Genomic DNA, 24660 nt, shown 5'->3' with positions numbered 1-24660 from the left:
GTTGCGAAAATCTTTTATTTTTTTCAAGATAGCTTCTGAAATACTGTGAACTTCTAGTATAATAAAAAGAAAAAGTAGAAGGAACTATTAATGACCAATAAAATTTTTCTTGTAGAAGATGACGCCACGATCGTTTCAGTGATTCAACAGCATCTTACTCAGTGGGGACTGACTTGTGATGTTGCAGCCGATTTTCAACATGTTTTTGAAGAATACCAGAATGCTCAACCGGATTTAGTGATTTTAGATATCTCTTTGCCGTATTTCAACGGGTTCTATTGGTGTCAGGAAATTCGCAAGGTTTCGGAAGTACCGATCATCTTCTTATCCTCAGCGAAGGACCAAATGAATCAAGTAATGGCTTTGAATATGGGAGCCGACGAATTTATTGAAAAGCCCTTTGAACTGACAATTCTGCTAGCAAAAATCCAAGCATTGTTGCGTCGCAGCTATAAATATGGACATCAATTGACTTATTCTTTCGGAGACTATCAATTCGTTCCAGCGATTAACCAGATTCAGTCAATGAAAGATCATTTGCCATTGACTCCTAATGAATCCCGCATTTTAAGTGTTCTGTTCGCTACCCGCGGACAAATCGTACCACGAGAACAAATTATTGAGACTTTGTGGCAAAGCGATGATTTTATTGATAACAACACCTTGGCCGTCAACCTAACTCGTTTACGAAAAAAATTGAAAGACTTCGGCATCGAGAGCCTGATTCAAACAGTGAAGAACAAAGGGTATTTGATTGAGGAAAAAGAATGAGAGTATTAATGAGCTTTCTCTATGAGCGGCGAGTCATCTATGGAATGTATGTCATTTTCTGGGGATTGATCGCCTTAACTTTTTATCTGTATGAATTACAGTTTTCACCTTTTTGGGACAGTTTTCTATTTACAGTTTTCACTTTAGTGGTCTATTCATTCGTTTCATACTATCGCTATTTCCGAAAGCAAAAACAATTAGCACTTTTAGCAACGAAGGACCTGCAGCTTAGTAGCCTTATTTTTCTTCCTAGAGCTGAAACGATGACTGAAAAAACGTATCAAGAGGTTTTGCGTTTAGTCTTAGAAAACAAGAACCAGCAGCAAGAAGTGCTCCAGCAGAAGCAAAAAGAGATCTTAGATGATTTCGGATTATGGCTGCATCAAATCAAGACACCTGTGGCAGCGTTGGATCTGCTGATCCAATCAGGACAGCTAGATCCTCGAACAATGAAAAATGAAGTATTTAAAATTAATGACTATCTGCAAATGATCCTGAACTATATGCGTCAAAATTTGGATCAGGCAGATTTAGTCTTTCAACAGCTGGCGATCGATAAGATTATCAAATCCGTCGTAAAGAAATACGCGACATTTTTCTCTCAAAAAAATCTTAGCCTGCAGCTTGAGAACCTGACTGGTGTGGTCTATTCAGATCAGAAATGGCTGGTCTTTATTTTAGAGCAGATCATTTTTAACGCGATCAAATACACCGAAAATGGTGTGATCCGGATTTTCTTTACAGAAAACCAGTTAACGATTGAAGACAGTGGTATAGGGATTCGTGCGGAGGATCTGCCACGGGTTTTTGAAAAGGGCTACACCGGAATGAACGGTCGTGAGCAGCAAAGAGCTAGTGGACTTGGACTTTATCTCAGTCAACAAGCTGCAGAAAAATTAGGCTGCCGCATATATATAGAATCAGAGGTAAGAAAGGGAACGAAGGTTACCATTGTCTTCCCAACCGAGATTGCCGCATTTGAATAAATCCGAACTTACATGATTGTAAGTTTGGATTTATTTTCGTAAGTAGAGTTTTTGCAGGCAGAAACCTATGATTTAGTAGAGGGCTAACCAGATACTACTGGTAGCGAAACTACTGAAAATGAACTAGGAGGAATTTCACAATGAATGAGCTATTGAAGGTTGAGAAGATTAAAAAGGTCTATCAGACCCAGTTCAAGGGAATGCCTGTTGAAGCCTTGAGAAGTATCGATTTATCTGTCGACAAGGGTGATTATGTGGCGATCATGGGAGAGTCAGGATCAGGCAAGAGTACCTTATTAAATTTGATTGCAACATTGGATAAACCATCTTCTGGAACGATTCTATTAGATGGGATGGATTTGAATACCATCAAGGAAAAAAATGCCGCGGCTTTCCGGCGAGACCATTTGGGCTTTGTATTTCAGGATTTCAATTTGTTGGATACATTCTCAGTGAAGGATAACATTTTACTGCCGTTAGTACTATCTCGCACACCAGTTAAGGAATTGATGAGTGAGTTGAAACCAGTCGTGAAGGCTTTAGGAATCGAAAAATTATTAGAGAAATATCCTTACGAATTGTCAGGCGGACAGAAACAACGGGTGGCCGTTGCGCGTGCGATCATTACCAATCCAGATTTATTGTTAGCGGATGAACCGACAGGAGCACTGGATTCAAAGACCTCAGAACAGCTGCTGCAAATTTTCCAGCGCTTGAATTACAATGGGCAAACAATTTTAATGGTGACTCACAGCTCAATTGCAGCCAGTCATGCCAATCGTGTTCTTTTTATCAAAGATGGACAAGTCTATCATCAGCTCTATCGCGGCAACAAGGACAACTACGAATTCCTTGAAACCATCAATGAGACCTTGACAGCCTTGTTATCGAAGGAGGCTTAAAAATGTTTTATTTAAAATTAGCCTCGACAAATTTAAAGAAAAATCATCGCGGATATCTGCCATTTCTTATTTCAATGCTGTTTTTAGTTGCTATCAATACAATGACACAGGTAATTGTAAATAATGAAGGCATGCGCTCTTTGCCTGGTGGTGGTTCAGCCAGTGCGATGTTTGGTTTAGGTCATATCGTTATTATGATTTTTACTGTGATCTTTTCATTTTATACGAATAGTTTTTTACTCAAGCAGCGAAAAAAAGAACTAGGCCTCTACAATATTCTGGGTTTAGGAAAACGTGAGCTGTATCAATTAATGATCTGGGAAACCTTTCTCAGCTTTCTGATCGTCCTGATCACAGGGTTGATTACGGGAGTCGTTTTATCAAAATTAGCTTTCTTAATCCTGCATCGGTTAATTAGTGTTGGGAATGCGTTTGTTTTCCAACTCTTTCCTGAGAGTCTTGGATTTGTAGCCATGCTATTTCTAGGAATATTCTTCTTGCTGCTGCTAATCAATTGCTGGCAAATCAAAAGGACCAACCCCATCTCGCTCCTCCATGGAAGTAAGAAGGGAGAGCAGGAACCAAAGGCACGTTGGATCGTTGCTATTTTGGGCCTAGCTTTTCTAGGGGCTGGCTATGGAATCGCTATTACGATCGATTCTCCGTTGAATGCCTTAACGCTGTTCTTCGTCGCGATTATTTTAGTCATTCTCGGAACCTATTGCTTGTTTATTGCTGGGAGCATTGCGTTGCTGAAGCTTTTAAAAAGAAATGAACGGTTCTATTATATGACCAATCATTTTATTTCAATCTCAAGCATGATGCATCGAATGAAGCAAAATGCGGCAGGCTTGGCTAGTATCTGTATTCTTTCAACGATGGTTTTAGTAACGGTGGCGACTACAGGCAGCCTGTTCTTTGGTCAAAAGGATGTTGAAAAAACACGCTACCCACGGGATGTAATGATTTCGACTGCTCAGCAACCAGAGAAGGTAAAGGATGCAATCGAGACAGTTAGTGCAAAGAACCAAGCACCAATCACGAATCAGGTTTACCTGACGTCAACTAAAAGCATCATGTTTCAACCAAAAAACGGCAACTATCAGTTGACCAGCAAAGAGGATTATTACAACTCAAAATCAGCAACAGTCACCTTAATAAACTTTATGACTGCGCAAGAGTATAAAAAGCATACAGATGAAGCAATAAAACTGAAGGACAATGAAATTTACTTCTATCCAGTTAGTGGAGACATCAAAGAGGATTTTCTAAAAATTGAAAATCAGAAATTTAACATTAAGAAGCGGATTAATCAGTTTCCAGGGATCAATCAGCAGGTTGAACTGACGGATTCTTTCGTAGTTGTTTTGGCAAATCAAGCCGTCCTCGAACAGTGTCTGACAAATTGGTTTCCGAAAAAGGCCGAGACAGCAGCGAATTATCCAGAGTACAACTTCATGTTCAATACAGATCTGAAGAGCAAAGAACATCAAATTGAGTTTGCTCAAACCTTGCGCAATCAACTGAGCCAGCAAGTAGGAGACGGGCAGTTTACTTTCAATGATAAATACACCTTTGTGTCTGAGAATAAAGTGTTTACCGGCGGCTTCTTCTTTTTGGGAATCATTTTCGGAGCAACCTTTATCTTGGCAACGGCTCTAATCATCTACTACAAACAAATCTCTGAGGGAATCGATGATCGAGAACGCTTTGAAATATTGCAAAAAGTAGGGATGAGTCATCAGGAGGTTAAAAAGGTGATTCGCAGTCAGGTTCTGATGGTCTTCTCTTTCCCATTAGTAGTAGCCGTTATCCATCTAGGATTTGCATTTCCATTGATTCGAAAATTACTCATTCTGTTCGGTTTAGTAAACTGGAAGCTGTTTCTGCTTGTTTGTGTGATTGTTACAATCATTTTCGCAATCCTATATTTTGTCGTTTATCGCTTAACCGCCCGCAGCTATTACCAATTAGTCGAACGGAAAAGCTAAAAGAAGCATTGGTCATTGACCAATGCTTCTTCGTTTACAATAAATAGGTTCGATCGAAGGTGATGCTCAGTTTCGCGGGCTCGTTCTGGCTGATGAACCGTTCACTGATCTGATCCTGCAACTGAGTATTCGTGATTTTTTTTAGATCTTCAGGAACCACTAAGTCAAAATAGATGGTCTCTGGAGTCGTGGTCTTATCGACGCGCAGGTCATGAAAACGTAAGTGCTGATGGATTTCCTTCAAAATCTTTTTTAGCTCTGGAGCGATGCGCTTAAAGTCGGGATCGTCAATAGGATAGGGATCAAGGTGACAAACCAGGTCAACACCTAAGTTTTGCTTCACCTCATACTCAATCGCATCAATCACCTCATGAGCATGAGGCAAGCTCCAATCTTGATTGACTTCTATATGGACAGAGGCAAAAACGCTGTTTGGACCGTAACTGTGGATCAGCAAATCATGATAGCCGATAATATCCGGATAATTATCTAAATGTTTGCGAATAGCTAGAACCTCTTCTTCTCGTGGGCGAACCCCCATTAAATCATTGATGAATCCCATGATCATTTTGACACCTGAGTAAATAATATATAGGGCAATCAGAAATCCAATATATCCATCAATCCGCCAGCCGCTGAACCATTCGATAATAGCGGAGATTAGTACAGCGATTGTAGTATACACATCATTAATACTATCCTGAGCAGTAGCTTTTAACGTATCCGAATCAATTTCACGTCCCAATCGTCGATACATAAAGGATTGCCAAAACTTCATTAAGATAGACAAAATCAATACGATATAGACGATTGACGAAAGCAAGACGCTGCTGGGATGAAGAATCTTGACAAAAGAGCTGTCTAAAAAACGAATCCCAACATAGGTGACTAAAATCGAAATGACAAACCCGCTGATATACTCAAAGCGCTCATGACCATAAGGGTGATCTTCATCAGCCGGTTTTCCAGCAATTTTGAAACCGGCGAGGGTGATGAATGAAGAGGCGGTGTCTGAAAGGTTATTCATAGCATCGGCCATAATCGAGACACTGCCTGAGAGAGAACCGATAAAGAATTTGGCAAGAAAGAGCAGTAAATTTGAAATTAGCCCTAAAATTCCAGCCAAGATTCCGACACTGGTTCGCTTGTTTCCTTTCCACCGTGCTGTAATTTTATTTATTAGAAAAGTTAGCATAACAATCATCCTTATTAATCAATTACTACTAGTATAACTGAAAAAACGGACATTAAGAAGCCAAATCCACTGGCGAGTTTAGAGGTAAACCTTAAATATTTAGGGTTTACCTTTATAGATTAGTCTTTTTTTGAAGTTTTTTAATAAAAAATTTGCAGATATCTCAGCTAATTAAAATGAAAACACTTTATAATGAATGGTGTAAAGGGATTCTAAAATGGAGGAATGAGTATGGAGAATCAGGTAGACATAACATTATGGAAGATTCAAACAAGCAATGTAGTCACTGCACTAGAGGATTTTATTGAAGACTGGAAAGCTTCAAGAAATAGTGATCTTGATGAGTATTTGCGGAGCTACCCAGGCTATTTCCAAAGTGACGAGCCCACCCGTGAAGCCATTCGTCTAGTATTAGGTTATGCAAAAGAACTAATGGATGGAGAACGTGATAGTGTTGGATTTTATGAAAATAAAATTTGGCGCACAGAAAGTGGCGAAAGCGTCCGAATGACTCATTTCCATGAACGTTCAATATCTAAGTTGATGCAAAAAATTGTTAAGGACAAAGCAAAAGTAAAATAATAAAGGGGAAAGGGTCCGAACATATTATTGTTCGGACCCTTTTGCTCAATGTTTAACAAGTCTTTTTTGTGAATTGTTGGTTTTAAACTGACCAAAAAAGAAATCAGTACTCATGAAATCTAATCGGTGATTGATATAGACAAACAAGTGAATGGCAAACGACTGCTCGGATTTCTTTGCTAAAAAACAGAAGAATAATCAATGGTCAAAATATTTGTGGAATCATCTGCTTCTATTATAAGAAAAGATAAATCGGATATGGTTCGTCCTTCGTCAGGTTTCTGATTTATACTATAAAAATTCTTGGATTATCACTTTTTTGTTGATGGTCCAAGATATTTTATTTTTTTGCGTACCTTTTATAAAGTAAAATATTATTTTGTATCATTAAAAACATTTCATTTATCAAATATTATATTAAATAAATAGATTAAGTGGTAAACTATATATATAGAATTTTACTCTTATTTGAAAATAAAAATTTGTTCTTTAAGGTCATAAAAGCTGATTTGACAAGGGTTGAAAAAATCGAATTGCTCAAGATATGATGGTATTTTTCTTGGTTTTTGATGAATTTGAAGGTTTTGTGAACTATGGCCTAGTCTTTAGACAGACGATCAAATTAATGTTATTATAGTAAGTAATTAAGGAAAATAATTATATGTGAAAGTATATGTAAAATAGAAATGAGGTATAGATGTGAAGTACAATAAAATTGTAAGTTTATTTGCGCTGGGAACTCTATTTGGACCAACTCTTTTAGCTTCACAACAAGTTTTTGCGGAAGAGAGCAGTACTGTTGCCACTAATTCTGCTGTGACTTCAACAAACCAACAAACGACTGAAAACTCAAGTACAGAGAGCACGGAAAGTTCTGAGACGCCAAATCCTGGACCAACAGATCCTACTCCTGAACCTGAGAAACAATATAATCTGCTAGCAAACGGAAATCCAATCGCCAATAATGTTTATGCTGACGCGAATAGCAACCAAATTTCCTTCCAATATACATCGGAAAATGGTCTGACTGCCAACACAGCCGTTCATTATACCGTGTCAATCGCTAAGGGATTTGAATTAAAAGAAGTAAAGATTATGAATGCAACTACTCAAGCGGTAGTTTATTCAGCTAGCGACATTAATGGACAATTTTCAATGCCTGATTCTGATGTTTCTATTCAATTAGAAGTCACACCTGTGAAGGCTACAGAAAAGCCGTCGCCGACACCAACTCCAAAGCCGACGGAAAAACCGAGCGGTAATACTGGAAATAATGCTAGTAATCAAAATAACGACAGTAAAGATCAAACTGTAGGGACTACGACAAACCAACCGACTCAAAAACCTGCAGCAAATCAACCAGCTACGAACGAAGAACAACAAGCAGCTCGTCAACCTGAAGAAAATACTTCTGCGGCAGCTACTGATGTTCGCGTGCCCTCTAATCAAAACGCACCAACCTTTAGTAATGAAGTTCAAACGGCGATCGTTCAAGAAGCATATCGTCATTTGGGCAAACCGTATGTTTGGGGCGCAAAAGGACCGAATGCCTTTGATTGTTCGGGTCTAGCATATGTAGTCTATGCGAATGCGACTGGACACAATATCGGCGGCTGGACAGGAGATCAGCAATATGCTGGAACACAAATCCCAGTCAGTGAGGCTCAACCTGGTGATTTACTATTTTGGGGAGCACCAACTAGCGTGACAACTCACGTAGCAATTTATATCGGCAATGGTCAATACATTCATGCACCACAACCAGGCGATGTCGTAAAAATTGGTAATATCAGCGATTTTACACCAACATTTGCCCTTCGCGTAAATGTTGCCGGTTTGCCAAAAGCTACAGGGTCATTGTCAAATGCCTTTGGCGAATACAGTACCAATCAGCCATTTATTTTTAATAAAAATCAAACGACCGATCAATTCATCAAGAAAATCGGTGAAACTTCTCGTGAGATCGGGCAGAAGAACGGCATTTATTCATCTGTCATGATCGCTCAGGCCATTTTAGAAAGTGGTTCAGGAAATAGCTCGCTTGCAAGTGAGCCAAATTATAACTTGTTTGGAATCAAAGGTAAATTCAAGGATCAAGGCGTAACCTTCCAAACGTTGGAGCAGGATAGTGTAGGCGCAAGCTTCCAAATCACTTCTGAATTTAGAAAATATCCTTCATATAAAGAATCATTGGAAGACTATGCGAAGCTGATCAAAAAAGGCATCTCAGGCAATGCAGACTTCTACAAAGCCACTTGGAAAGATCAAACAGAGTCTTACAAAGACGCAACCGAACATCTACAAGGGCGATATGCAACGGATAAACAATATGCTGAAAAATTAAACGCGATTATTAAAGCGTATGATTTAACAGAATTTGATCACGCGAAAGAAAAGAAAGAGAAGACTGTTGGACCAGAAACTAAAGCTACTAAACCTGCTTTTGATGCAAATGATCAGATTCAATCAAAATTAATCGCCAGCATCGTAAATAGTCCGCGGATTCCGCAGGTCATGTCGACGAAGCATTTTGTCAATCTTTTCCGTGGAGAAAGCTTGATAGCGTTAGCTGCAACAGCGTTACCAACTAAGAAGGCTGTGACCGATACAATACCAACAGCTTCTTCAATCTATATCACATTAAGCAACGGATTATTAGCGGTCATTCCACCAATGAAATAATTTTTTTCCAATAAGAGGCTGCCAAGCGAGAAACTTGGCAGCTTTTTTACTTTTAAAAGCAGTTGAATTATGTGAAAATGGAATCGTATTCTTATTATGTTTTTTAAGAATTCAGAAAAGAATTATTTCACAAAGCGATAGAGATCGTGAAATTAATCAGCAGATTTGAAAAAGTACAAAATCATGCCGGATTGATCGAATTATGTTTTTTTAAAGCAGGAGAGATGACAATGAAGCGGAAGCAGGAGAGTCTACTAACAAAGCAGCGGTTGCTGGAAACCGCGTTTCAAAATTTCTATGAGGTTGGTTTTGAGAATACTTCTTTAGACAAAATATCAAAAGATGCCAATGTCAGCCGAGGAGCTGCTTATTGGCATTTCAAGAACAAGTCTGAAATTTTTGGTGAGGTTGTCATAATGACCATTGAAAAAATCAAGTCTGAAAAGCGGGAAATCATGTTGTCTGAGGATTTAAGTTTTCAAGAGAAAGTCGTTGAACTATTGATTGTTCCTTCAAAAAATCAAACTGGCTTTAAATTTATGCAACAATCTTTAAAAACGTTAGAAGTCTATCCAGAATTTGCAGAACTATTAGAAACTTTTCGCGAAACACGAGCGCGGCTTTACGAATTCTTTCTCACAGGATTGATGAAAAAAGGTTTAAATGAGAATGACGCTGCTGCCGTTTCGAGTATGCTGTACAATTATTTTGAGGGGATGTATGGTTCAGGCACACCCGATCAAGTAGCAAAAAATTACACGCCGGAAGCTATCCGCCGCAGTATTTCGATTATTTTTACAAACCTTTAAAAAAAAGAAGAACTTGTTCGCATCAGCATTTAGCGAACAAGTTCTTTTTTTCACGAAATTGACAGCGCTTACACTTGTTTGTATATTGAGGTTGTTAGAAACATACAACAGTGTATGTAAAAATGAAAGGGGCTTGAGAAAATGGCAATCGAGGAAATGGTACAACGGGCACGCAGAGCAATGGAGGAAATCAGCGGATATGATCAGGCACAAGTGGATAAGATGCTTTACGTAATTTCAAAAGCAGTTTTTGAACAAGCAGAACCATTAGCCAAGCTAGCAGTTGAAGAGACCAAATTGGGTCGTTTGGATCATAAAATTGGAAAAAACCAAGGGATGGCAACCAACATTTTTGCATGTTTAAAGGATAAGGCTTCTGTAGGTGTGATCAGAGAGATTCCTGAAGAAGGTTTGGTAGAAATCGCTCATCCACGTGGCGTCATTGGTTCTGTCACGCCAACAACAAATCCAACGATCACGCCACTGGGAAATGGATTGATGGCACTTAAAGGTAAGAACGCAATGATCGTTTCACCCCATCCACGTTCGAAAAATACTACGAAGGAAACCATTGAACTGATGCGTGAGGCGCTTGTTAGTGTAGGTGCGCCGCGAGATCTGTTGCAGGTGATCGAAGAACCGAGTATCGAATTGTCACAAGAATTAATGAAAGCTGTTGACTTGATTGTTGCTACCGGAGGACCAGGCTTGGTTAAATCTGCTTATTCCAGTGGACACCCAGCTTATGGTGTAGGACCGGGAAATGTTCAAGCAATTTTGGATCGTGATTTTGATATAGAGGCTGCTGCAGAACTGTCTGTGATTGGTCGTTCCTTTGACAACGGAATCGTGTGTGCTTGCCAACAAAGCTTATTCTATCCAAAAGAAAAAGAGAACGAAGTATTCGAAGCGCTGAGAGGCAAACAGGCCGCAGTCATCACAGATGAAGCAGAATTGGCTAAACTACGCGACACCCTCTTCATTGACGGCAAAGCTAATCCAGCAATGATTGGACAAGATCCGCAAGTAATCGCAGATACGGCTGGTGTCGAAATCGCCGCAGATAGTCAGATCATTGCGGTGAAGGTCGATGCTGTCGGTAGTGCAGAGCTGTTCTGCAAAGAAAAAATGGCGCCAGTATTAGCACTGAAAAGCTACGACACCTTTGAAGAAGCCATTGCTTTCGCTAGAGAAAATCTATTGCTAGAAGGCTCCGGACATTCAGCTGGTCTATTCAGTCATACAAAAGAACATCAATTATATGCAGGTGAAGTATTGCCGGTCAGCCGTATAGTTGTAAATCAACCAACAATCGATGCAGGCGGTTCGCCAGCAAACGGATTGAACCCAACGGTATCGCTTGGCTGCGGATCATGGGGAAACAGCATTATTTCTGAAAACTTGACTTACACTCATTTAATCAATATTTCTCGTATTGCGTCGCCGATTCCGCCAAAACACGATGGCAATCCGTGGGGTTAGGTGAAAATTATGCAAAAATTTGATGAATTACTTGCCAATTTTAGTTGTGATCAAAAGATTCGAATTGGTGTGGTTTGTGCTAATGATGAGATAACGATTCAGTCAGTCTTCAATCAAAAAGTTCGAGATTTTTTGGAGCCTATTCTGATTGGTGATGAGGAGATAATTACAAAGATTCTCAGGAAACATGATTTTTCTGCCCGAGTTGTTCCCGCTATGACAGAAGAAGAGTGTGCGGCGCTCGGTGTGGAAATGGTCAAAAAGAATGATATCGATTTTCTAATGAAGGGTCATATTCAAACACGGACTTTCTTAAAAGCGGTGGTAGATCGTGAAAAGGGGATCGCCACTAGTGGTTTGTTGAGCCATGTGGCGCTCAATGAGATTCCTGCCTACCATAAATTATTGCTGACGACTGACGGAGGGATGGTCACCGCTCCCAGTAAGGAAGACAAAAAGATCTTGATACAGCATGGGCTCGAAGTAATGAAAAAAATCGGCATAGCAAAACCGAAAGTCGGCATACTGGCAGCTGCGGAGAAGGTCAATCCAAAGATTGCGTCCAGTGTAGAAGCAGAAGAAATTATGCAGGAGCTGCAAACAGAGATGTCTGACAGCTGTTGGATCGATGGACCGATTTCACTAGATCTTTCTTTAAGCAAAAAGGTGGCGGACATTAAGCATTATGAAAGTCCAGTCGCTGGCGATGCTGATATCGTTATTGGACCAGATATTACTACAATGAATGTTCTAGGCAAAAGTTTGACAATTTTAGCAGGAGCAAAGATGGCTGGATTAATCATGGGAGCCAGCGTACCGATCGTCATGGTTTCTCGTGGTTCCACAGAAGAGGAAAAAGCATATTCGATTCTAATCGCCATGTATTGCAGCAAGAGGTGATAGCAGATGAAAATTTTAGCAATTAATCCTGGCTCAACTTCGACAAAAGTTTCTTATTACGTGGATGGTGAGATTGTCAAAGAACAGGGGATTTCTCATTCAACAGAAGAATTAAGAAAGTTTCACAATGTCGTAGATCAAATGGAGTTTCGGCGGGATATCTTATTATCGTTCATGGAAGAAGAAGGAATTGATCCCAAAGAATTAGATGCCATAGCTGGTCGTGGCGGAAGCTTACCGCCAGTCTCATCAGGGGCTTATGAAGTTAATGATGTCATGATCGATTACTTGAAAAACATCACACAGATTGAGCATCCATCGAATCTAGGCGCGATCCTAGCCAATGAAATCAAAGAACAAGGTAGTGAAAAAACGATCGCTTTGATCTATGATCCGGTTTCGGTTGATGAATTTGAAGAAGTCGCCCGTATTTCAGGTCTGAAAGGGATCGAACGCAAGAGCATCGGTCACGCATTGAATATGCGAGCAGTAGCCATGAAAGTTTCAAAGGATGAAGGGCTGGAGTATCAACATTCAACTTTAATCGTCGCGCATTTAGGCGGGGGAAATACTATCAGCATTCATCACAATGGCAAAATGATCGACTTGATCTCTGATGATGAAGGACCATTCTCAACAGAACGGACGGGTGGATTGCCGTTGAAATATCTGATGCCGTTATGCTATGAACATTCGTTAAAGGAAATGCTGAGGCTCTATAAACGAGAAGGCGGCTTGAAATCCTATGCCGGAACTAGTAACGCCAAAGAGATTGAGGAGCGCGTTCTTGTTGGCGATAACGAGTTGAAAATAGTTTATGATGGCTACATTTATCAAATTGCCAAAGGAATTGGGAGCCTAGCGACTGTCACTAGCGGGGCTGTTGATCGAATCGCCTTGACAGGTGGCGTAGCGCATTCCCAAATGGTCGTATCCGAACTAAGGAAAAGAGTTGGTTTTATTGCACCAATCATCGCGGTACCAGGAGAACATGAAATGATCGCACTGTCAAAAGGAGCCGAACGTGTAGTACTTGGTGAAGAAGAGCTAAAGGAATTTACCATTCCGCATCCGTGAGTTAAACAATAAAACTTGTTAAATAAGAAAGGGGAAACATGATGAAAATCAAAGCGGCATTAGTAAAGGAAAAAGGGGCGCCATACGAAATCACTGAATTGGAGCTAGCAGAAGTTGGATCAAAGGATGTTCTGGTGAAGATTGTAGCGTCAGGATTGTGTCGTTCAGATTATGGAGAAAGAAATGGCAATAGTATCAATTTTCCTAATGTCTTAGGACATGAAGGAGCCGGGATCGTGGAAAAAGTCGGTAATGCGGTAACCTCGGTCGAAGCGGGAGATCATGTTATTTTGTCATACGCTTATTGCGGTGAATGCAAGCATTGTGTGGAAGGTCATCCATCTTCCTGCGAAAAATGGTTCACTGTCAATAATCTCGGAAAAAATCCACGAGGAGAGTTTATTCTGCATACAGATGATGGTACCGAGGTTAACAACTTCTTCAATCAATCTTCGTTCTCAACATACAGTTTGACCGAAGAATCAAATGTTGTAAAAGTAGATAAGGATGTCGATTTAAGATTGCTTGGGCCGTTAGGCTGCGGGCTTGGAACCGGAAGTGGCGCAGTTTTAAGCGTCCTACAGCCAAAAGTGGGGGAAGGCATCGCTGTTTTCGGTACTGGTGCGGTAGGGTTTGCTGCGGTGATGGCGGCAAAAATTGCTGGCTGTTATCCAATCGTAGCCATCGATATCAACGATCAGCGTCTGGAAAAGGCGAAAGAACTTGGTGCCAGCCACATCTTTAACAGCAAAGAAGCAGATCCGGAAAAATACATTAAAGATTTAACCGACGGACGCGGCTTGGACTACGTGATTGACTCCACCGGCGTTGGCCCAGTCATGACAAAGGCTTTGCACTCTGTCAGCAATTCAGGAACCTTCGTGCCATTGGCTGTAACTCAGAAAAATTTTGAAGTGAATACCTTCTTTGATTTAGTTTTCGGTAATAAAAAAGTTCGGGGTGTTCTGATTGGTGATACCATCGCCAAATATCATTTACCAAACTTGATCGAGTTCTATAAACGTGGTGAATTTCCTTTTGACCAATTTATTAAATACTATGATTTCGAAAATATCAATCAAGCGGAAGCAGATTCTATTAGCGGGGAAGTGATTAAAGCAGTCGTTGTGATGGATAAAGAGTATCAGCCGCCCAAATGATAGGAGGAGGATGAAATGAAGAAAGGGGATATTGTTTGGGGCGTTCTGCTAGCGGGTTTGCTGGCGTTGTTCTTGATTCCATTTACTAGAGATCCAATTTTATCAGCTAGTGAAACCCATCCTTATATTGGCGGTTTCATTAAGTTTGCGATTTTAGCAACGATGGGCGATATTCTTGGCAAGCGGATCGCTTCAGGTGTATATCAATTATCGACGCAGGTCTTATTGCGCTCAATTGTTTGGGGGATTATCGGCTGTATGGTGACATTGGTATTCCCTGTTTTCATGGGGGGAGCCGGAGCAGCACAGTCAGGCGGTCTCCTGCCGTTTGCAGGAGTTTCCTTTGTTCAAGCGCTGTGCGGAAGCAGCATTATGAACCTGACCTTTGCTCCAGCGATGAACACTTTTCATCGAGTGATGGACATGTGGATCGAAGCTGCGGCAGCAAAGGAACCTGTGACGCTGAAAAAGATCCTAGAAAAAATCGACTGGGTAAGTTTTGTAACCTTTAATTGGCTGAAAGTCGGGATCTTTTTCTGGATTCCAGTCCATACGATCGTCTTTTTACTACCGGAAAACATTCGGGTGATCGTCGCTGCTTTCTGTTCAATCGCGTTGGGAATCATTTTGTCCTTTGCGTCAAAAAAGAGTAACACACCAGCGGGAATGACTGAGAAAGAAGCTGTTTGATTCAATCTTTCGGATGAGAAAAAGCTTCTCATTTGTTCTCATCTGGAACGGTAACATGCTATGATGACAGTAGTTGAAAAGAAGCAAAATAGTTGAGTGAAATGCTCGACTATTTTTGCGTACTGAAAGGGGTATGAGATGTACGAAGTCAAAGATTTGTCAGAAGTGCCATTTTCTGATATCACCGCATGTATGCGGAAAGCCTTCTCCGATTATTATGTGAAAATGGAATTAGGAGATGAAGCGCTCAACCATCGTTTTACAGGGGAGAATGTTCGCTATGATTTGTCTTGCGGAGTATTTGTCGAAGAAGAGCTGGTGGCGCTTCTATTGAATGCGGTAGGTGAATACAATGGGGAAAAAGTCGCTTTTGATGCCGCGACAGGAGTTGTGCCGAAGCACCGGCGCAAGGGGCTCTATACTAAAATGATGGATTTTTGTATGGTTTTGTTGAGGCAACAAGATTTCGCCTATTATGGGTTAGAGGTGATCCAGACCAATGAACCAGCCGTTGTCACGTATCGGAAAATGGGATTGGAGGTCGTCAAAGAGTATGCATGCTTTCGCGGAAATGCAAGAAAATCAGCGCAGGGAACCAGCAGTTTTCGTGAACAAGCCATTCTTGAGTTTCCTCTGGAAAAGTTAGAATCACTGATGTATGACACTCCTTCATTTGAAAATAGAAGCGAGGTCATCCAAGCATTTCCTGAAGATTATCTCGTAATGTATACTGGTACACCTGAAAATTGTGATGCTTTTATCCTTTATCAAAAGAATAATGGTCATATCAAACAATGGGGCAGAAAGGAAGGCGAGTTGACTAGATTAGGACAGTTAATAGTCAATCTCAGCCGACGTTTCCAAGATATACGTTTGCATAATATCACGTTTGCCGATCAAGCGTTAATCGAGCATTTGGAGGAACTAGGGTTTAATCATTTTTGTGATCAATATGAAATGAAAATGGATTGTTAGAAAATAAATTGTTAAAAGCCGAGGACCGATTTACTATTGAAAGTAAATCGGTCCTCGGCTTTACGTTAGGTTTGTTGATTACGGATTGATATGCAGCTCCATTTCGGGAGTATTGACGATCGTATCCTTCACTGGACAAGTTTTTTCAATGAAAGCCACGAAATTTTGGATCTCTTTTTCTGTATTATCTGCTTCAATATAATAGTTCGTAATGATTTTGGAAAAGCCTACCTTGACATCAGGCTTGCCTTTTAATCGATCAGAGTCGATTTCGCCTAGTATTTCCACACGCATAGACTTGAGCTTGATTTGTTTGGCTTGATAAAAGAACCGAACTACCATCATTTTGCAAGCGCCTAAGGAACAGAGCAGGGCTTCTAATGGATTCATCGCTTCATTTGTCCCACCAACTGTTTCCGGTTCATCGATCATAAATTCAAAGCCGCGAGCGGTGCATTTCAGCTGCAAGCCGCCTAAGGATTCCACTTCTGCTTTTAAAAGTTGTTTTGACATTGAACATTCCCCCTAATCATTTACCCAATCATACGATTTTTAGTCAAAAAATTAAATAACTTGTGCAATTTTTCTCAATATTTCATTTTTTTCCAGATTTTCATTGAAAATAGTATGGAAATCTTGTATGATACCAATACATTATGGGCTTGGCCCGAGAAGGAAGGAACCTTATGAAATCGGATTTATTTATGGAAATTGAAGAAACACCTGCGACTGAAAACGAAAAGCATGTGAAATCTAATTCAAGTTTAATGTCTCAGCTGGAGTATTCGATCAGTAAAAAAATTGATTTGTTTAATTCGAGTTTGCCTCGTTATGCAGTACGTTCAATGTTCGCGTGTTTATTTTTAGCGTTAGGAACGGCTATTGCTTTTTATATCGCCATTCGTATGCAAGAAGCGATTCCAGGTTTGGAAAAAATGGCTTATGCCTTTATGTTTAGCTGGTCACTGGTCATGATCCTATTCATGAATGCAGAATTAGGAACATCTAATATGTTGTACACCACGATTGGTGTCTACAAGAAAAAAATGTCTGTATCTTTTGCTCTCAAGTTATTGTTTACTTGTATTTTATTCAATCTGATTGGTGGCGTACTTTGCGGCTACTTATTATCCTTGACCGCACCATTTGGACACTTAGAACCGGATAACTACATGTTCACCGGGATTGCATCAAAGCTGACTAAATCAACAAGTCAGATTTTAGTGGAAGGTATGTTCGCTAATATTGTAGTAAACACAGCTGTATTGGTGAGCTTGCGTATGAAAGATGATGCAGCGAAAGTCATGGCAATCATCTTTATCATTTTCATCTTTGCTTTCTTAGGCTTTGAACACGTGATCGCCAATTTCCCAGCCTTTTCTCTAGCGTACTTCGCTTCTCATGGAACGATCGCTGAAATGACGGCGGGAAATGTCGCTCATAACTTATTCTTCACGTTGATCGGAAACTTTATCGGCGGGGGATTGGTCATGGGACTAGGCTACGCATGGTTGAACAAAACTGATTCAAAATATGTTGATTAGCGTTGGGGAATTTTCCTCGGCGTTTTTTTATTTATCAGCTGCAACGTTAATAAAAGAGTGTTTTATTTTTTAGCTTTCCTTATTGCCAATAGACTATCCTAGACATATAGTAAGACTAACAATAAAAGTTGGGAGGTTTTTAGTATGGATTTATTTTCTAGTATTTTTACCAGAAAGTCGACTCGAAATTTTAAATCGAAACCATTGCCTGAAAGCATGCTCAAAGAAATTGAATCCTTTATTAAGTCAGTTCGCCCGCTTTTACCTGATACTCGAGTTACTTATAAGATCGTCGGGCCAGAGGGAATAAAGGGGATGGGCGCACCCAAAGCTCCACATTATCTGCTGATCTATGCCGAAGAGCAGCCATTACGCGCCACCTGTGCCGGATTCTTGTTTCAACATGTCGATTTATTTCTGTATTCTAAAGGCTATGCGGCTCGCTGGGTGGGGATGATGAAGCCGGCTGAACCTAATCCCAACTATATTATTGGGCTGGCCTTCGGAGAACCAGCCGATCCGGAAGCGAGGACACTAGCAGATTTTGAACGGAAGCCTTTAAATGAGATATCAGAGGGAAAAGATCCACGGCTCGAAGCAGCAAGATTAGCGCCGTCCGGGTTGAATGGGCAGCCGTGGTACTTTATCGCGAACAATGGCGCAATCTATATCTATCGCAAGAAGAAAATCAATGGATTACCCGGTATGATGTATAAGATGACAGAGCTGGATGTTGGGATCGCTCTTTGTCATTTAGCAGTAGCCACTGAACACAGCGGCAAACCGTTTGAGTTCGTGAACAGTAAGGGAGCCCCAGGAGCTCCGGAGGGTCATCTCTATATAGGAACAGTGAAATAACAAAACCCTCAAACGCTTGTTTGAGGGTTTTGTTAAGCACTTTTTGATTGGAGAAACGCTTCATTAGTAGTTTCATTTAGCAGTTTTTTCAGATCCGCTTGTAAGACATTCTTCATTACATAAGGAGTTTTTTTGCGATAGGCAGATGCCCCACTTTCGAATAAAGCGTATAGCTGATCGCCGTCGACATATATCTGTTCCAAGTATGGTGGTGTTTCAATGATTTTTAATGCTTCATCGAGATTGGAAAAATCAGCTGTTGAATTGATATCAAACACAAAGATTTTCCCTGACTGTTTCCCCCAGGATTGAGAAAGCAGGAGCAAATTTTTGTAGATAGCCACACCTTGAATTTTTTGCGGGATATTCAATGTATCGAAAGGGGATTTCACTAAGGTGTCCTCAACAATCGTTTCTAGGTTTCCTTGGTAATCAATTGGGTAGCAGCAGAATTTTCCCCGTTCGTTCAAGGTAAACAGAGCAACGTAAAGATAGCCTTGATCATAAGTCAAAGCGGAAGCTCGAGGTAATTCCTTTAGAACAATCTTTTGTTGATAGGCGATCGTTATTGGATCTTTGTCATATTTCTCGATATCATCAAGAGCAATAGTCGCTACGGCAGCGTGTTTTCCTGCTGTGTTACTGATCCAAATTTTTTTATGCAGCGGATCATAGGCCAATCCGCCAGCATGAGGCAGATCGGGCAAAATAACCGTTTTTATCCGAACCCCTGTGATGCGGTCCAAAACATAAATAATTGAACGGTGCTGATGATCATGGCAGTAAGCAGATATCAACAAATAGTCTTCTGTCAAAGTCAATCCTTGAGGAGTCATAGCATTACAGCGCTGTCTTTCATTTCTATCAGTGAGGGAGATGATTTTCTTTAGACCAGGAACGGGAAAGCTCGTCTCCAATATCGCATCGAAAAACTCGGGAAAAGCTTCCCAAACATTTTTATGGTTGTAAAAGCTTCCTGTTAAAAATTGGCGTAACCAAATAATTAATTTATAAAAAAAGTTCTTCATCGATTTCGCCTCCAATATCTCTATTTTAGCAATTTATTGCCAATGCGAACAGTCATAGGAATTTAGAAAAATCGATTTATTTACCAAAAATTGTTGACAAGATGAAAAAAAACGAGTAATATTCAAAAAAATAAGAGTCTTACAAAAGAGAAGTAACATAAATGAACCTTTTCAGAGAGCTGATGGCGCTGCGAATCAGCAGGGATTATTATGCGAATGGACTTTTGGACGAAGTTTTGAACTGTCAGTAGGAACTTCCGGGAACTCCCGATATAGAGTAAGGTCGTTGTTGGACGACTGAGTGAGAAATGCCTTATTCGGCATACCATTGAGGTGGCACCGTGGATTATCCGCCCTCAAACCAAGTTTATTTGGTTTGAGGGCTTTTCTTATGCTCTCAAACAAAGTATATAAGTCTTCGGTAGAAATGATTTTACTCAAAAAATTCAATCAATCATAAAATCATAAACAAGAGAAGTAGTTAGGATAGAAAAAATCACAGAAAGTTTCGGCTGATGAGAAGAAACATTTTTTCCCTAGTGAATGGACTTGTTGGAGCGTTCTTGAATTATAGTAGGGAACGACGGGAGCTCCCGTTATAGAGTACGATCGTTGATGGACGATTAGAGTTGCTGTTTGCGAACAGTAAAAAAAGAGGTGGTACCGTGCTACTTGCGCCCTCAGACCAAAGTTTATTTTGGTTTGAGGGCTTTTGTGCGTTTTACAGATAATAATATTTTGGAAATGAGGTCATATGATGAAGAAAACAAAAGAGCTATCCAATAATAAGTTAAATCCATTAACAATCTATTACAGCTTAAGAGATCATGGAACCTGCTTATTCGAGCGAAAATCGGAAACGCAGGATTATGCGATCATCACTTTTGATCCGATTAGACATCTGACTTTTAAAAATGGAGAGTTTCAAATCAATGGTGACGGATATCCTTGTACTGATCCATTAAAAGAGTTAGAGAAATATGTACGGATAGATGATGAGGATCAGGAAGAGTTGATTTTTCAAGGTGGGGCGCTTGGTTATGTCGGTTATGACGTCGCAGCATGTTACGAAAACATCGGTGAGATTCCTAAAGATGAACTGGATGTGCCAGATATGCAATTTTATTTATATGAGTCTTACGTGATCTATGATAGACAGAAGCAAACCTGCACGCTAGTCGTTGGTAACAGCTACAGCAAGGACTCAGAGGAGCAATTGAACAGGCGGATGAAAGATTTAGAGCAAAAGCTCCAACAGGAAATCAAGCTGTCGGTTTTGGAAATGAAACCTTTAAAATTTACAAGTAATTTTTCTCAAACAGAATTTGAAGCAGTAGTAACAAAGGCAAAAGAACGAATTGTTGAGGGAGATTTATTCCAAGTCGTGCCATCCCAACGGTTGTCCGCTGAATTTTTGATTGATCCTTTTGATTACTTTCGTTTGTTGAGGCCAAGCAACCTATCAGCGTATCTCTATTATCTTGATTTTCCAGATGTGCAGGTTATCGGCAGTTCGCCGGAAAGCTTAGTCACAGTGGAAGGTGATTTGGTTACAACCAATCCAATCGCAGGAACTAGAAAACGCGGGGCGGATAAACATGAAGATGAAGCGTTGGCTAACGAGTTAAAAAATGATCCGAAAGAGATCGCTGAACACAGGATGTTAGTCGACCTTGGCAGAAATGATCTAGGCAAAGTTGCTGTTCGCGGTTCTGTAACGGTACCGACGTATTTAACAATTGAACGCTACCGATACGTGATGCATCTCGTATCAGTTGTGACTGGCAAGTTAAAACCAGAGTTGACCGCAATGGACGCACTAAAGGCGACATTACCAGCCGGAACGGTCAGCGGAGCACCGAAGATTCGAGCGATGACCCGCATCTACCAATGGGAAACGGTCAAACGTTCGATCTATGCTGGAGCGGTTGGATTTCTAGGACAAAACGATCAAGCTGATTTCGCAATCGCGATTCGCACGATGGTGATCAAAGACAAACAAGCACATGTACAAGCAGGTGCCGGAATCGTTTATGATTCTGAACCTACCAGTGAATATTTTGAGACGCTACAGAAAGCCAAAGTACTGATGGAGGTGGGACAATGATTTTACTTGTCGATAATTACGATTCATTTACCTATAATTTGGTCCAGCTTTTGCCAGACAATCTAAGGATATTACGAAACGATGACCCGGAGTTGTTTACCATTGCAGAAGAAGCATCGGCAATTGTTCTCTCCCCAGGACCAGGAAGACCGGCGGAAGCGGGAATGATCGAAATGCTGATACGACGCTTTTATCGTAGCAAGCCGATTTTAGGGATCTGTCTTGGACATCAAGCAATCGGTGAAGTTTTCGGCGGCAAGATTATCAGTGCCCCGACAATCATGCACGGCAAGCAATCATGCTTGCAGGGAGAGACAGAAAGACAAGTCATGCGTTACCATTCGCTGATGATTGATCCTGAGGATGTTCCGCAGGATTTAGAAGTTACTGATGAAGCAGAGGGCTGCATCATGGCGATTCGTCACAAACGTTATCCGGTCTTCGGACTGCAATTTCATCCAGAATCGATCGGAACGGAAAACGGTGCAAGTTATCTTACTCATTTTTTACAGAAAGCAGGGGTTTAAATGCAAGAATTATTTGAAAAAGTTTATCGTGGGAACGATTTATCTGTTAATGAAATGCAACAGGTTGGAAAGGCGATCTTTGAGCAGGAGTTAACGGATAGCCAGATCAGCGGATTACTAGTAGGGTTGAAAGTAAAAGGTGTCGCAGCTGCGGAACTAACCGGATTAGCACAAGTCATGCAAGGGAAAGGGACACCGATGTTAGCGGCCCCAGCTGGAGTGATGGATAATTGCGGAACCGGTGGTGATCATTCTCATAGTTTTAATATCAGCACGACGGCTGCCTTTGTTTTAGCTGGCGGCGGAATTCCGATGGCAAAACATGGCAATCGTAGTATCTCCAGTAAATCCGGAAGCGCCGATGTATTAGAAGCACTAGGAATTTCACTGACCGTCAGTCCTGGGAAAATTGATTACTTATTGAAAGAGGCAGGAATTGCTTTTCTATTCGCTCCAACATTGCATCCAGCGATGGGCGCGGTGATGCATATTCGTAAAGAGTTAGCGACACCAACGATTTTTAATTTGCTTGGACCAATCATTAATCCTTACCCTTTAGAACATCAATTGATGGGGACATATGCGGGTGATTCGATTGTGGAGACTGCAAAAACACTAGGGCAATTGGGCCGAGAACGAGCGATTGTCTTGCATGGACATGGTGGAATGGATGAAGCCAACTTGGCTGGAACGACTCATTGTGCAATGTATCGAGACGGAGAGGTCAAAGAATTTTCCTTTAATCCCGAAGAAGTCGGCTTCAAACGAGTGCCGTTAGCAGGCATCATCGGTGGTTCGGTCGAGAAAAACAAGGATATTTTACTTTCCGTCCTTCGCGGTGTGCCCTCTGCATATTACGAGACTGTTTTATTGAACGCGGGCTTGGGGTTCTTGGCCAGTGGTCGGGTCAACTCGCTGAATGATGGGATTGCAGAAGCAGAACAATCAATCCTTTCTGGAGCGGCCTATGATCGGCTACAGCAATTGATCACCAAGCAACAGGAGGTGGCATAGTTGGATTTTTTAACTAGAATCTTACTGGAAAAGGAACGCGAGGTTGAGCATTTAACTGCTGTTCAAGCCGTTCAGACGAAACGACGCCCCTCTTTTTATCAAATAGTTAAAGAGCATCCTGAAAAAATGCATGTGATCGGTGAAATCAAGCGAGCTTCTCCTTCGAAAGGGGTCATCAACGAGGACGTCGATATCCTTCAGCAGGCAAAGAGTTATGAAGAAGCCGGAGTAAGTGCTATTTCTGTTTTGACTGATCCCGTGTTCTTCAAGGGGCGAATCAGCGATCTGGCGGCGGTCTCTCAAGTCGTAGACGTTCCTGTTCTATGTAAAGATTTTATTATTGATGAACGTCAACTGGATCGAGCCAAGCAAGCGGGGGCAAGCATCGTTCTTCTGATCGTCGCGGCGCTTTCTGTTGCCAGATTGTCAGAACTCTATCAAGGAGCAAAAGATCGCGGCTTAGAAGTTCTGGTAGAAGTACATGATGAAGATGAATTGAGACAGGCGCAGGCAATTGGAGCTAAGATTATCGGCATCAACAATCGCAACTTGAAAACCTTCAATGTTTCATTGCAGACTAGTCTGAATTTGGCTCAACCAGCAGGTGAAACAATCTATATTAGCGAATCAGGGTTCAAAACTGCTGAGGATGTTGAAAAGGTCAAACAATCCTATCACGGTGTTTTAGTAGGAGAAACCTTGATGAGAGCGGTGAATCCGGCGGAAAAAATTTCTGAATTGCGGGTGAGAAGAGAATGACTCAAATAAAAATCTGTGGACTGAAAAATCGTTCGGCGATTGAAGCAGCAGTAACGTCTGGTGCAAACTATCTTGGTTTTGTCTTTGCGGAAAGCCCTCGTAAGGTAAATCCAGAAGAGGTTCGCAATTTGACGCAGGGTCTTCCGCAAAGTATTAAGAAGGTTGGCGTTTTTGTTTCACCGCTACAGGAAGAAGTCGAGGAAACAGCTGAGATTGCGGGTTTAGATCTGATTCAAATTCACGGTAATACCAAACTAACCGAACTTTCACGTCCGATCATCCGGGCTTTCAGTATTAAGGATCGCGATTCCTTTTATTTTTTTCAGTATCCGCATCTCTTGTTAGACGCGCCGCCTGCCAAGCTGATGGGCGGAAATGGACGTACCTTCGACTGGCATTTAGTGGATCAGCGTCATCTGCCTAAAGAAAAACTTTGGCTTGCGGGCGGATTAAATGCAGAAAATGTTAATGAAGCTATCCATTATTTTCAACCTCGTGTAGTAGATGTTTCAAGCGGAGTTGAAACAAATGGCGAAAAAGATCTAGTGAAAATTCAAGCTTTTTGCCAAGCAGTTAAATTTACAGATAGTCAAGCAGATTTCCATGTTTAAGTGAATAGGA

23 protein-coding genes and 2 other annotated features are annotated in these 24660 nt (G+C 41.0%); of the genes, 20 read left to right on the top strand and 3 right to left on the bottom strand.

The window, feature by feature from the left end; all coding sequences use genetic code 11:
* Nucleotides 1–90: 90 nt before the first annotated feature.
* The 4 genes from E6139_RS02865 to E6139_RS02850 all read left to right on the top strand — a co-directional run bounded on the left by E6139_RS02865 (nt 91) and on the right by E6139_RS02850 (nt 4650).
* On the top strand, nt 91–771 hold the full coding sequence (locus tag E6139_RS02865) for a response regulator transcription factor (protein ID WP_316401538.1): 681 nt from the start codon (nt 91–93) through the stop codon (nt 769–771).
* Nucleotides 768–1757, top strand: a complete 990-nt coding sequence (locus E6139_RS02860; protein WP_316401537.1) for a sensor histidine kinase — start codon at nt 768–770, stop codon at nt 1755–1757. The genes E6139_RS02865 and E6139_RS02860 overlap by 4 nt, the downstream gene beginning before the upstream one ends.
* 140 nt (nt 1758–1897) lie before the next feature.
* Complete coding sequence (locus E6139_RS02855; RefSeq protein ID WP_316401536.1) at nt 1898–2659, top strand: ABC transporter ATP-binding protein; 762 nt, start codon at nt 1898–1900, stop codon at nt 2657–2659.
* 2 nt (nt 2660–2661) lie between these two features.
* Nucleotides 2662–4650 (top strand): ABC transporter permease, encoded by a 1989-nt coding sequence (locus E6139_RS02850; protein WP_316401535.1) that lies wholly within the window; start codon nt 2662–2664, stop codon nt 4648–4650.
* A gap of 34 nt (nt 4651–4684) precedes the next feature.
* On the opposite strand, the gene E6139_RS02845 is transcribed toward E6139_RS02850, so the two are convergent.
* Complete coding sequence (locus tag E6139_RS02845) at nt 4685–5845, bottom strand: cation diffusion facilitator family transporter (RefSeq protein ID WP_316401534.1); 1161 nt, start codon at nt 5843–5845, stop codon at nt 4685–4687.
* Between the two features lie 231 nt (nt 5846–6076).
* Here E6139_RS02845 and E6139_RS02840 point away from each other — a divergent pair, with 231 nt between their 5' ends.
* The 9 genes from E6139_RS02840 (at nt 6077) to E6139_RS02800 (ending at nt 16202) form a co-directional block, all read left to right on the top strand.
* Nucleotides 6077–6427: a hypothetical protein gene (locus tag E6139_RS02840; protein WP_316401533.1), complete on the top strand. Its 351-nt coding sequence runs from the start codon at nt 6077–6079 to the stop codon at nt 6425–6427.
* A 699-nt stretch (nt 6428–7126) separates the two neighbouring features.
* Nucleotides 7127–9109, top strand: coding sequence for a glucosaminidase domain-containing protein (locus tag E6139_RS02835; protein ID WP_316401532.1), 1983 nt, complete (start codon nt 7127–7129; stop codon nt 9107–9109).
* A 230-nt stretch (nt 9110–9339) separates the two neighbouring features.
* Nucleotides 9340–9918 (top strand): TetR/AcrR family transcriptional regulator, encoded by a 579-nt coding sequence (locus E6139_RS02830; protein ID WP_316401531.1) that lies wholly within the window; start codon nt 9340–9342, stop codon nt 9916–9918.
* 141 nt (nt 9919–10059) lie between these two features.
* Nucleotides 10060–11400 (top strand): aldehyde dehydrogenase family protein, encoded by a 1341-nt coding sequence (locus E6139_RS02825; RefSeq protein WP_316401530.1) that lies wholly within the window; start codon nt 10060–10062, stop codon nt 11398–11400.
* 9 nt (nt 11401–11409) lie between these two features.
* Nucleotides 11410–12300 carry a phosphate acyltransferase gene (locus E6139_RS02820; protein ID WP_316401529.1) on the top strand — a complete coding sequence of 297 codons (891 nt, stop codon included), beginning with the start codon at nt 11410–11412 and terminating at the stop codon, nt 12298–12300.
* 6 nt (nt 12301–12306) lie between these two features.
* Entirely contained in the window at nt 12307–13377 is a 1071-nt protein-coding gene (buk, locus tag E6139_RS02815; RefSeq protein ID WP_316401528.1) for a butyrate kinase, read from the top strand.
* Between the two features lie 41 nt (nt 13378–13418).
* On the top strand, nt 13419–14537 hold the full coding sequence (locus tag E6139_RS02810; RefSeq protein ID WP_316401564.1) for an NAD(P)-dependent alcohol dehydrogenase: 1119 nt from the start codon (nt 13419–13421) through the stop codon (nt 14535–14537).
* Between the two features lie 15 nt (nt 14538–14552).
* Nucleotides 14553–15227, top strand: a complete 675-nt coding sequence (locus E6139_RS02805) for a hypothetical protein (RefSeq protein ID WP_316401527.1) — start codon at nt 14553–14555, stop codon at nt 15225–15227.
* Nucleotides 15228–15365: 138 nt separating this feature from the next.
* Nucleotides 15366–16202 (top strand): GNAT family N-acetyltransferase, encoded by an 837-nt coding sequence (locus E6139_RS02800; RefSeq protein ID WP_316401526.1) that lies wholly within the window; start codon nt 15366–15368, stop codon nt 16200–16202.
* 78 nt (nt 16203–16280) lie between these two features.
* On the opposite strand, the gene E6139_RS02795 is transcribed toward E6139_RS02800, so the two are convergent.
* Nucleotides 16281–16715, bottom strand: a complete 435-nt coding sequence (locus E6139_RS02795; protein WP_316401525.1) for an OsmC family protein — start codon at nt 16713–16715, stop codon at nt 16281–16283.
* Between the two features lie 173 nt (nt 16716–16888).
* Between E6139_RS02795 and E6139_RS02790 the strand changes: the two genes are divergently transcribed.
* Entirely contained in the window at nt 16889–17746 is an 858-nt protein-coding gene (locus tag E6139_RS02790) for a formate/nitrite transporter family protein (protein WP_316401524.1), read from the top strand.
* A 144-nt stretch (nt 17747–17890) separates the two neighbouring features.
* Nucleotides 17891–18604 (top strand): nitroreductase family protein, encoded by a 714-nt coding sequence (locus E6139_RS02785; RefSeq protein ID WP_316401523.1) that lies wholly within the window; start codon nt 17891–17893, stop codon nt 18602–18604.
* A 32-nt stretch (nt 18605–18636) separates the two neighbouring features.
* Here E6139_RS02785 and E6139_RS02780 read toward each other — a convergent pair whose 3' ends face one another.
* On the bottom strand, nt 18637–19632 hold the full coding sequence (locus E6139_RS02780; RefSeq protein ID WP_316401522.1) for a hypothetical protein: 996 nt from the start codon (nt 19630–19632) through the stop codon (nt 18637–18639).
* A 130-nt stretch (nt 19633–19762) separates the two neighbouring features.
* Nucleotides 19763–19993, top strand: a binding site (T-box leader).
* Between the two features lie 95 nt (nt 19994–20088).
* Nucleotides 20089–20317, top strand: a binding site (T-box leader).
* Between the two features lie 72 nt (nt 20318–20389).
* Here E6139_RS02780 and trpE point away from each other — a divergent pair.
* Genes trpE through E6139_RS02755 form a run of 5 tightly spaced genes read left to right on the top strand, consistent with a single transcriptional unit; the run spans nt 20390 to nt 24650 of the window.
* Nucleotides 20390–21739, top strand: a complete 1350-nt coding sequence (gene trpE / locus E6139_RS02775) for an anthranilate synthase component I (RefSeq protein ID WP_316401521.1) — start codon at nt 20390–20392, stop codon at nt 21737–21739.
* Nucleotides 21736–22266 carry an aminodeoxychorismate/anthranilate synthase component II gene (locus E6139_RS02770; protein ID WP_316401520.1) on the top strand — a complete coding sequence of 177 codons (531 nt, stop codon included), beginning with the start codon at nt 21736–21738 and terminating at the stop codon, nt 22264–22266. The genes trpE and E6139_RS02770 overlap by 4 nt, the downstream gene beginning before the upstream one ends.
* Nucleotides 22267–23280, top strand: coding sequence for an anthranilate phosphoribosyltransferase (trpD, locus tag E6139_RS02765; RefSeq protein ID WP_316401519.1), 1014 nt, complete (start codon nt 22267–22269; stop codon nt 23278–23280).
* Complete coding sequence (gene trpC / locus E6139_RS02760; RefSeq protein WP_316401518.1) at nt 23281–24039, top strand: indole-3-glycerol phosphate synthase TrpC; 759 nt, start codon at nt 23281–23283, stop codon at nt 24037–24039. It begins immediately after the preceding gene.
* The gene (locus tag E6139_RS02755; RefSeq protein ID WP_316401517.1) at nt 24036–24650 is read left to right on the top strand and encodes a phosphoribosylanthranilate isomerase; all 615 of its coding nucleotides are present in this window, start codon (nt 24036–24038) and stop codon (nt 24648–24650) included. The genes trpC and E6139_RS02755 overlap by 4 nt, the downstream gene beginning before the upstream one ends.
* The last annotated feature ends 10 nt before the right edge of the window (nt 24651–24660 follow it).

It is taken from the genome of Enterococcus sp., from assembly GCF_032555305.1.
Lineage (GTDB): Bacteria > Bacillota > Bacilli > Lactobacillales > Enterococcaceae > Enterococcus_A.
Note: the sequence above shows the minus strand (reverse complement) of the source record. Positions and strands in the feature narration are given on the sequence as shown.

Coding starts and splice junctions, on each gene's coding strand:
- E6139_RS02865 (WP_316401538.1), top strand. CDS start 91: ATGACCAATAAAATTTTTCTTGTAGAAGATGACGCCACGATCGTTTCA.
- E6139_RS02860 (WP_316401537.1), top strand. CDS start 768: ATGAGAGTATTAATGAGCTTTCTCTATGAGCGGCGAGTCATCTATGGA.
- E6139_RS02855 (WP_316401536.1), top strand. CDS start 1,898: ATGAATGAGCTATTGAAGGTTGAGAAGATTAAAAAGGTCTATCAGACC.
- E6139_RS02850 (WP_316401535.1), top strand. CDS start 2,662: ATGTTTTATTTAAAATTAGCCTCGACAAATTTAAAGAAAAATCATCGC.
- E6139_RS02845 (WP_316401534.1), bottom strand. CDS start 5,845: ATGCTAACTTTTCTAATAAATAAAATTACAGCACGGTGGAAAGGAAAC.
- E6139_RS02840 (WP_316401533.1), top strand. CDS start 6,077: ATGGAGAATCAGGTAGACATAACATTATGGAAGATTCAAACAAGCAAT.
- E6139_RS02830 (WP_316401531.1), top strand. CDS start 9,340: ATGAAGCGGAAGCAGGAGAGTCTACTAACAAAGCAGCGGTTGCTGGAA.
- E6139_RS02825 (WP_316401530.1), top strand. CDS start 10,060: ATGGCAATCGAGGAAATGGTACAACGGGCACGCAGAGCAATGGAGGAA.
- E6139_RS02820 (WP_316401529.1), top strand. CDS start 11,410: ATGCAAAAATTTGATGAATTACTTGCCAATTTTAGTTGTGATCAAAAG.
- buk (WP_316401528.1), top strand. CDS start 12,307: ATGAAAATTTTAGCAATTAATCCTGGCTCAACTTCGACAAAAGTTTCT.
- E6139_RS02810 (WP_316401564.1), top strand. CDS start 13,419: ATGAAAATCAAAGCGGCATTAGTAAAGGAAAAAGGGGCGCCATACGAA.
- E6139_RS02805 (WP_316401527.1), top strand. CDS start 14,553: ATGAAGAAAGGGGATATTGTTTGGGGCGTTCTGCTAGCGGGTTTGCTG.
- E6139_RS02800 (WP_316401526.1), top strand. CDS start 15,366: ATGTACGAAGTCAAAGATTTGTCAGAAGTGCCATTTTCTGATATCACC.
- E6139_RS02795 (WP_316401525.1), bottom strand. CDS start 16,715: ATGTCAAAACAACTTTTAAAAGCAGAAGTGGAATCCTTAGGCGGCTTG.
- E6139_RS02790 (WP_316401524.1), top strand. CDS start 16,889: ATGAAATCGGATTTATTTATGGAAATTGAAGAAACACCTGCGACTGAA.
- E6139_RS02785 (WP_316401523.1), top strand. CDS start 17,891: ATGGATTTATTTTCTAGTATTTTTACCAGAAAGTCGACTCGAAATTTT.
- E6139_RS02780 (WP_316401522.1), bottom strand. CDS start 19,632: ATGAAGAACTTTTTTTATAAATTAATTATTTGGTTACGCCAATTTTTA.
- trpE (WP_316401521.1), top strand. CDS start 20,390: ATGAAGAAAACAAAAGAGCTATCCAATAATAAGTTAAATCCATTAACA.
- E6139_RS02770 (WP_316401520.1), top strand. CDS start 21,736: ATGATTTTACTTGTCGATAATTACGATTCATTTACCTATAATTTGGTC.
- trpD (WP_316401519.1), top strand. CDS start 22,267: ATGCAAGAATTATTTGAAAAAGTTTATCGTGGGAACGATTTATCTGTT.
- E6139_RS02755 (WP_316401517.1), top strand. CDS start 24,036: ATGACTCAAATAAAAATCTGTGGACTGAAAAATCGTTCGGCGATTGAA.